The sequence below is a fragment of the Pseudomonas sp. FG86 genome (assembly GCF_057808775.1).
Genome location: NZ_JBMDIS010000083.1, coordinates 20,890 through 28,584 on the forward strand (window position 1 = coordinate 20,890; position 7,695 = coordinate 28,584).

Sequence of the window (7,695 nt, forward strand, 5' to 3'; positions counted from 1 at the left end):
AGTCACTTATAAATTGGCATAACCTTTGCTCCTGCCCCTTTGCCAGTCAGGGCTGTCCTGCGGCCAACAATAAAAAGGGGTCATTTCATGAGTACACAGAACATCCGCCTGGGCTTGATCGGTGCTGGTCGCATGGGCAGCTTCCACGGCTTGACCGCTGCGCGACACATCCCCGGCGCGACCCTCGCCGCCATCGCCGACCCCACTCCCGGCCAAGCCGCACGCCTGGCGGCCGAACTGGGGGTGGACAAGGTCTACACCGACCCGCAGCAGTTGCTCGACGACCCGGACATCGACGGCGTCCTCATCGCCGCCCCCGCCCGCAGCCACGCCGAACTGGTGATCAGCGCCGCTCGCGCCGGCAAGGGGATCTTCTGCGAAAAACCCATGGCCATCACCCTCGACGAAGCCGACCGCGCCATTGCCGCCGCGGCCGATGCGCGCGTGCCGCTGCAGGTCGGTTTCAATCGGCGCTTCGCCAAGAGCTTCCGCACCGCCCACCTCGACGTGGCGGCCGGCCGCATCGGCACGCCGCAGCTGTTGCGCTCGCTGACCCGCGACCCGGCACTCAATAACCCGGCCAATTCGCCGCAATGGGTGATCTTCCTGGAAACCCTGATCCACGACTTCGACACCCTGCGCTACCTCAACCCCGGTGCCGAAGCGGTGCAGGTGTATGTGATGGCCGACGCACTGATCGCGCCGGAGTACAAAAGCAAAGGCTTCCTCGACACCGCCGTGGTCGCGATCCGCTTCGACAACGGCGCCATCGCCACCGCCGAGGCCAACTTCCAGGCAGTGTACGGCTACGACGTGCGCGGCGAAGTGTTCGGCAGCGCCGGCATGCTGAGCATGGGCAGCCTCAACGACTCCGATCTGGTGCGCTACCTGGCCCAGGGCATCCAGGCCGACACCCAGCGTATGGACACCGACCTGCTGCGCGACGCCTACATCGCCGAACTCAACCACTTTGTCGACTGCTTGCGCAGCGGCGCCAAGCCCATGGCCAGTGGTGAAGACGCGCGCGCCGCCCTGGCGATCGCCCGCGCCTGTATCGAGTCGTTCGAAACCGGCAAGGCCGTTGCCGTGCAGGGAGCCCGCTGATGAGCCCGTTCAAACTGGCGATCAGTGCCGAGATGGTGTTTCTCGACCTGCCCTTCATCGAGCGCGTGAAGCGCATCCACGCACTGGGTTTCAGCGCCGAGATCTGGAATTGGACCCACAAGGACATCAGCGCCCTCGCCGCCACCGGCGCCGATTTCACCTCGATGACCGGCTATATCAGCGGCAGCCTTACCGACCCCGACGGCATCCGCCAACTGCTCGACAGCGCGCGCGAATCCATCGGCGTCGCCGAGCGCCTGAACTGTCCCAGCCTCAACCTGCACGGCACCGGCCTGGGTGACCGCGGCCTGCCGGTGCGGCCCGTGAGCCAGACCACCGGGCGCATGTGGCTGAGCGCGTGCAAGACACTGGAAAAAATCGCGCGCCTGGGCGAAGACGCCGGCCGCGTGTTCCTGCTGGAAAACCTCAACACTGAGGTCGACCACCCCGGCGTTCCGTTCGCCCGCGCCGACGACACCCTGGCGCTGATCGAAGCGGTGGGCAGCCCGCACCTGAAGATGAACCTGGACCTGTACCACGCGCAGATCGGCGAAGGAAACCTGATCGAACTGATCCAGCGCGCAGGCAGCGCCATCGGCGAAATCCAGGTGGCCGACGTGCCTGGGCGCAAAGAGCCTGGCACCGGCGAAATCCACTACCCGGCCATTGCCAGGGCCCTGCACGCCATGGGCTACAACGGCGTGGTCGGCCTCGAAGGCTGGGCCAGCGGCGACAGTGAGTTGGCCCTGGAGCGTTTCCGTCAAGCGTTCACCCTATAACAATAAAAGGAACACCCTCATGCATCGCTATTCATTGCTTGTTGCTGCGTTTTTACTGCTGTTCAGCCAATGGACCTTCGCCGCGTATCGCATCGGCGTGAGCATCGCTCGGGTCGACGATAACTTCATGACCTACGTGCGCACCGGCCTGGAAAATGCCGCTAAACAACAGGACGTGCAGATCCAGTTCGAAGACGCCCAGGGCGACGTAGTGCGCCAGCTCAACCAGGTCGAAGGCTTTCTCAACCAAAAAGTCGACGCCGTGATCGTGCTGCCGGTGGACACCGCCGCCACCGCCAACATGACCCGCGCCGCCGTGGCAGCCAAGACGCCGCTGGTGTACGTCAACCGCCACCCGGATGAGCGTACGTTGCCCAAGGGCGTGGTCACCGTGGCGTCCAACGATATCGAGGCCGGGCAATTGCAGATGCGCTACCTCGCGGAAAAACTCGGCGGCAAAGGCCATGTGGCGATCATCATGGGCGACCTCGCGCAGAACGCCACCCATGACCGCACCGAAGGCGCCAAGCAGGTGCTCAAGGACTTTCCCGGCATCAAGGTGGTGGAGCAGCAAAGCGCCGAGTGGCAACGCAGCAAGGGCATGGACCTGACCAGCAACTGGTTGCTGGCGGGCACGCAGTTCGATGCCATCGTGGCCAACAACGATGAAATGGCGATTGGCGCGGCCATGGCCTTGCAACAGGCGGGCAAGGCCAAGGGTGAGATCGCGATTATCGGCATCGACGGCTTGCCCGACGGTTTGGCGGCAATCAAGCGTGGCATGCTCACCGCCTCGGTGTTCCAGGACCCCAAGGCCCAGGCCACTCAGGCAGTGCAGTCGGCGATCAAGATGATCAAGGGCGAGCCGATCGAGTCGGAGGTGTGGGTGCCGTTCGAGCTCATTAAGCCTGAACAGGTGGCGGTGTTCGAACAGCGCTACAAATAAATCGAAGATAAGGTGATCAAAATGTGGGAGGGGGCTTGCCCCCGATGGCAGTGGGTCAGTTGATACATCCGTGACTGATCCACCGCTATCGGGGGCAAGCCCCCTCCCACACTTGGATCTCAATCAGTCCAGGTCACTTGCGTCATGCCGCTCGGCCAACTGCTCATGGGGCTCGCCCGACACCCGATTCACCCGCCGCCCACGCTGCACCGCCGGCCGCGCTTCAATCGCCTCCGCCCAGCGCTGTACATGTTTGTACTCATGCACCGACAGAAACTCCGCGGCCCCATACAAGCGGCCTTTGACCAGCCCGCCGTACCACGGCCAGATGGCAATGTCGGCGATGGTGTATTCATCCCCGGCGATGTATTCGCTCACCGCCAGGCGCTGGTCAAGCACGTCCAGTTGGCGCTTGGTCTCCATGGCAAAACGGTTGATCGGGTATTCCATCTTGCTCGGTGCATAGGCATAGAAATGCCCGAAGCCACCGCCCAGGTAAGGCGCGCTGCCCATCTGCCAGAACAGCCACGACAAGCACTCCGCGCGGGCCGCTGGCTCGGTGGGGAAGAACGCGCCGAACTTCTCGGCCAGGTACTGCAGGATCGCGCCGGACTCGAACACGCGAATCGGCTGGGCGCCGCTGTGGTCCATCAAGGCCGGGATCTTGGAGTTCGGGTTGACCGCGACAAAGCCGCTGCCGAACTGGTCGCCATCGCCGATCTTGATCAGCCAGGCGTCGTACTCCGCGCCGCGGTGCCCCAGGGCCAGCAATTCTTCGAGCAGGATGGTGACCTTCTGCCCGTTGGGCGTGGCCAGGGAATACAACTGCAACGGGTGCTTGCCGATTGGCAGTGTCTTTTCATGGGTGGCGCCGGCAATCGGGCGGTTGATGCTGGCGAAGGTGCCGCCGCTTTCGGTGTCCCAGGTCCAGACTTTCGGGGGTACATACTCGGTCATGCTTACGACTCCAGCAGCGTTTGCGATCAGCGAAGCGCTTGAGACTAAACCAAAGACGGGTGGTGCGTCACACTCCCCGCCTCAGCGTGCCGGGGTACCTGCACACGCAGGGCGATCAACAACGCTGCCAGCAGCATCAAGCAACCCGCGCCCAGAAACACCCCGTCGATGCCGGTGGCACTGAACATCGCCCCCCCGCCAGCGGCACCCGCCGCGATTGCCGATTGCACCGAAGCGACCACCATGCCACCGGCACTTTCCGCCTGGTCCGGCACCGCACGTGCCACCCAGTTCGACCACGCTACCGGCACGCCGCCGAAGGCCATGCCCCACAGCGCCAGGAGCAACGCCTGGCCCGGCAGCGATGCCGGCAGCAGCACCAGGGCCAACGCAGCGACGCCCACCAGGACCGGCATCAACACCAGGGTTCCACGGGGATTGCGCACCAGCAACCACCCGGCCAGCAGCGTGCCGACAAAATTCGCCGCGCCAAACCCCAGCAGCATCAGTGCCAGCCCTTGGGGGCCGACCCCGGTGGTGCTTTCCAGGAACGGGCGAATGTAGGTAAACAGCGCGAAGTGCCCGGTGTGCACCAGCACGCAGCCGAACATGCCCACGGCAATGCCGGGGCGCAGCAGTACATCAAGCACGGTGCGCAGGCGTGCGGTGCCACGGGGTGCCAGGCGCGGCAGTGTGAACAGCTGGAACGCCAGGGTCACCACGCCAACGGCGGCGGCAGCGACAAACGCGCTGCGCCAGCCGTACAGGCCGCCGAGGTAGCTGCCCAACGGCACTGCGACGACAGTACCCAGCGCAATGCCGCTGAAGATGATCGACAGGGCACGGGGCAGCAACGCCGCCGGTACCAGGCGCATCGCAACCGCCGCCGCCATGCTCCAGAAACCGCCAAGGGCAATGCCCAGCAAGATGCGCATCAACAACAGCACCAACAGGCTGGACGAGAACGCCACCAGCAGGTTGGACGCAATCATCAGCGTGGAGAACCCCAACAGCACCAGGCGCCGGTCGATACCGCGCGTCAGGCCAGGCACCAGCAACCCGGCGAACAAGGCCACCACCGCCGTGACCGTGACCGCTTGCCCGGCCAACGCTTGGGACACGCCCAGGTCCAGGGCCATCGGCGTCAGCAGGCTGGCCGGCAGGTACTCCGCCGTGAGCAGGCCGAACACGCCCATCGCCAGGGAAAACACCGCCATCCACGCCGGCGTGGTCGGTTCTACCCTGCAATCGACAGGGGCATGGGACACACAATCATTCATCACAAGACATCCTCAGGCATTAGCGTGACGGCCAGTCTAGGTTCCGCTCCCTGGATGATCTATGATTCAAACCCTTGAGTTTTTGACCGAAACCCCGAATATGCCAACCGACAACGCGTTCGCCCTGTCCTCCGAACTGATCAATGAGCTGCTGCGCAGCATGCGCCTGCGCGGCGTGCAGTACCGGCGCATCCAGGCCGGGCCGGTGTTCGGTATCGGCTTTGCGGCCAAGCCGGGGCACGCGTATTTCCATTTTCTGGCCGCCGGCTGCGCGACCCTGCGCCTGCAGGACGGCAGCCTCTTTGAGTTGTCGGCCGGTAATGCGGTGTTCATCGCCCATGGTGGCGCCCACGCGTTGTTGTCCAAAGCGGACGACCCCGTGCAGGACATCGCCAGCTTCGACGCCGCACCGCTGGGCGATACCGTGTGTGCCGTGAATGCCTCGCCCGATGAGCCGCCCAGCACCCTGCTGTTCAGCGCCTGCATGGAGTTCGAGCTCGACAGCATCCAGGGCCTTGGCAACCTGATGCCGGCCTTGATGCTGATCGACGCCGGGGGCCAGCGTTACCCCGGCTTGATGCCGATCCTGGCGGTGATGGAACGCGAAGTCTCCAGTGCCCGCGTCGGTTATGCCGGCGTCCTCGCGCGCCTGGCCGATGTGGTGGCGGCGATGATCGTGCGGGGCTGGGTCGAATGCGCCTGCGCCAATGCATCGGGCCTCGCGGCCGCCTTGCGCGACACCCGGTTGGCGGGCGCCCTGCTCGCCCTGCACCAGCAACCGGGGCGCGATTGGAGCGTGGCCGAACTGGCGGCGCACTGTCATACCTCACGTTCGGTGTTCGCGGATCGTTTCCAGGCCACCCTGGGGGTACCACCGCTGCGTTACGTGACCGAACTGCGCATGCGCCTCGCCAGCCAGTGGCTGACCCTGGAGCGCCTGCCCATCGAAGAAGTGGCGTACCGACTCGGCTATACCTCCCAGGCGGCCTTCAGTCGCGCCTACAAACGCATCACCGGGCAACCGCCGGGCGCCAGCCGCCACGGCTTCAGGAGCCCGGCATGAACGCCGGGCTGGAAGACATCCTCGCCGAGCACCTGCACGTGGTGTTCTGCGGCATCAACCCCGGCAAGGGTTCCGCTGCCCTCGGCCTGCACTTCGCCAACCGCAGCAACCGCTTCTGGCGCACCCTGCACCTGGCCGGTTTCACCCCCCATGAAATCCGCCCCGAGCACGGCCGCACGCTGTTGCACTACCACTGCGGCCTGACCACGTTGGTGGAACGCCCCACGGCCAGCGCGGGTGAACTGGCGCGACATGAGTTCACACAGGCGGCGGCGGGCTTCGAACAGAAGATCCGCCACTACGCGCCGCGCTTCGTGGCGTTTCTCGGCAAGTCCGGCTACAGCGCGTTAAGCGGCCAGCGCGAGATCGGCTGGGGCTTGCAGCCAAAGGTGTTGGGCGGTGCGTCAGTGTGGGTACTGCCCAACCCCAGCGGGCGCAACCTGGCGTTCAGCCTGGAGCAGTTGGTGCAGGCGTATCAACAATTGCGCCGGGCGACCGAGTGCCCTTAATCTCTTGAGCTCGTCACCCTGATAGCAATGGAGGCTTCATGAAACTGATCGGCATGCTGGACTCGCCTTACGTACGCCGCGTGGCAATTTCCCTGGATTTGTACGGGGTGGATTTTGAGCATGAACCCTTGTCCGTGTTCCGCACCTTCAACGAATTTGCGCAGATCAACCCGGTGGTCAAGGCGCCTACCCTGGTGCTGGACGATGGTACGGTGTTGATGGACTCCAGCCTGATCCTGGACTACCTCGAAGCCTTGGCCCCGACTGACAGGAAGCTGCTGCCCCAACAACCGGCGGCGCTTGCCAAGGACTTGCACGTTCTGGGACTGGCGCTGGCAGCCTGTGAGAAGAGCGTGCAGATCGTCTACGAACACAACCTGCGCCCGGCCGAGAAACTGCATGCACCCTGGCTTGAGCGCGTGACCGGCCAATTGCTCGCGGCCTATGCGTTGCTGGACAAGCAAGTGGGCAACAGCGAAGCACTGACCCAGGCCTCGATTACCGCGGCGGTTGCCTGGTCGTTCAGCCAGTTCACCGTGGCATCAGTGGTCAAGGCGGATGCGTTTCCTAATCTGCAACGGCATGCCGAGCGGCTGGAGCAGCATCCGGCGTTCAAGCGTTACCCGATTGAATAAGCGATGCAGTTCAAATGAGAGAGGAGGCCTGCCCCCGATGGCGGTGGTCAGTGACGGACGAACTGACTGATACACCGCAATCGGGGGCAAGCCCCCTCCCACATTTTGATCTCCATACACCCCATCAAACCGGCGCTGTTGCCCAAGGCGGTGGATGCCAAGGATCTGCAGACCCGCCGACATTGAAGGCTTGCACAGTCCAAATGTGGGAGGGGGGCTTACCCCCCGATGGCGGTGGGTCAGTGACGGACGAACTGACTGATACCCCGCCATCGGGGGCAAGCCCCCTCCCACATTTTGATCTCTATACACCCCGTCAAACCGGCGCTGTTGCCAAAGGCGGTGGATGCCAAGGATCTGCAGACCTGCCGACATTGAAGGCTTGCACAGTCCAAATGTGGGAGGGGGGCTTACCCCCCGAT

General features: G+C 64.2%; 8 protein-coding genes. 6 read left to right on the forward strand and 2 right to left on the reverse strand.

The annotated features are described in order from the left end of the window. The first annotated feature begins 87 nt into the window (after positions 1-87). The 3 genes from ACODSV_RS30025 to ACODSV_RS30035 are packed head-to-tail and all read left to right on the forward strand — an operon-like array spanning position 88 to position 2,829. On the forward strand, positions 88-1,104 hold the full coding sequence (locus ACODSV_RS30025) for a Gfo/Idh/MocA family oxidoreductase (RefSeq protein WP_024074777.1): 1,017 nt from the start codon (positions 88-90) through the stop codon (positions 1,102-1,104). After that, on the forward strand, positions 1,104-1,883 hold the full coding sequence (locus ACODSV_RS30030) for a TIM barrel protein (protein WP_150054641.1): 780 nt from the start codon (positions 1,104-1,106) through the stop codon (positions 1,881-1,883). Before ACODSV_RS30025 ends, ACODSV_RS30030 begins: the two co-directional genes overlap by 1 nt. Before the next feature lie 19 nt (positions 1,884-1,902). Further along, on the forward strand, positions 1,903-2,829 hold the full coding sequence (locus ACODSV_RS30035; protein ID WP_150054642.1) for a sugar ABC transporter substrate-binding protein: 927 nt from the start codon (positions 1,903-1,905) through the stop codon (positions 2,827-2,829). A gap of 123 nt (positions 2,830-2,952) precedes the next feature. On the opposite strand, the gene yghU is transcribed toward ACODSV_RS30035, so the two are convergent. Both yghU and ACODSV_RS30045 read right to left on the reverse strand, forming a co-directional pair. Then, a complete protein-coding gene (gene yghU / locus ACODSV_RS30040; RefSeq protein WP_069075738.1) occupies positions 2,953-3,786 on the reverse strand; it encodes a glutathione-dependent disulfide-bond oxidoreductase in 834 nt (277 codons plus the stop codon). A 44-nt stretch (positions 3,787-3,830) separates the two neighbouring features. Next, positions 3,831-5,066: an MFS transporter gene (locus tag ACODSV_RS30045; protein ID WP_024074773.1), complete on the reverse strand. Its 1,236-nt coding sequence runs from the start codon at positions 5,064-5,066 to the stop codon at positions 3,831-3,833. Between the two features lie 100 nt (positions 5,067-5,166). Between ACODSV_RS30045 and ACODSV_RS30050 the strand changes: the two genes are divergently transcribed. From ACODSV_RS30050 to ACODSV_RS30060, 3 genes are read left to right on the forward strand one after another with little or no spacing between them, the layout of a single operon-like run. Further along, positions 5,167-6,129 carry an AraC family transcriptional regulator gene (locus tag ACODSV_RS30050; protein WP_150095492.1) on the forward strand — a complete coding sequence of 321 codons (963 nt, stop codon included), beginning with the start codon at positions 5,167-5,169 and terminating at the stop codon, positions 6,127-6,129. Continuing rightward, positions 6,126-6,638 (forward strand): G/U mismatch-specific DNA glycosylase, encoded by a 513-nt coding sequence (gene mug / locus ACODSV_RS30055; protein ID WP_150055669.1) that lies wholly within the window; start codon positions 6,126-6,128, stop codon positions 6,636-6,638. The genes ACODSV_RS30050 and mug overlap by 4 nt, the downstream gene beginning before the upstream one ends. Before the next feature lie 38 nt (positions 6,639-6,676). Then, entirely contained in the window at positions 6,677-7,273 is a 597-nt protein-coding gene (locus ACODSV_RS30060) for a glutathione S-transferase family protein (protein WP_150055668.1), read from the forward strand. The last annotated feature ends 422 nt before the right edge of the window (positions 7,274-7,695 follow it).

What these genes read in the sequence shown, in the direction of transcription:
- ACODSV_RS30060 (WP_150055668.1), top strand. Translation starts at nt 6,677, where the DNA reads ATGAAACTGATCGGCATGCTGGACTCGCCTTACGTACGCCGCGTGGCA.
- yghU (WP_069075738.1), bottom strand. Translation starts at nt 3,786, where the DNA reads ATGACCGAGTATGTACCCCCGAAAGTCTGGACCTGGGACACCGAAAGC.
- ACODSV_RS30050 (WP_150095492.1), top strand. Translation starts at nt 5,167, where the DNA reads ATGCCAACCGACAACGCGTTCGCCCTGTCCTCCGAACTGATCAATGAG.
- ACODSV_RS30025 (WP_024074777.1), top strand. Translation starts at nt 88, where the DNA reads ATGAGTACACAGAACATCCGCCTGGGCTTGATCGGTGCTGGTCGCATG.
- ACODSV_RS30030 (WP_150054641.1), top strand. Translation starts at nt 1,104, where the DNA reads ATGAGCCCGTTCAAACTGGCGATCAGTGCCGAGATGGTGTTTCTCGAC.
- mug (WP_150055669.1), top strand. Translation starts at nt 6,126, where the DNA reads ATGAACGCCGGGCTGGAAGACATCCTCGCCGAGCACCTGCACGTGGTG.
- ACODSV_RS30045 (WP_024074773.1), bottom strand. Translation starts at nt 5,066, where the DNA reads ATGAATGATTGTGTGTCCCATGCCCCTGTCGATTGCAGGGTAGAACCG.
- ACODSV_RS30035 (WP_150054642.1), top strand. Translation starts at nt 1,903, where the DNA reads ATGCATCGCTATTCATTGCTTGTTGCTGCGTTTTTACTGCTGTTCAGC.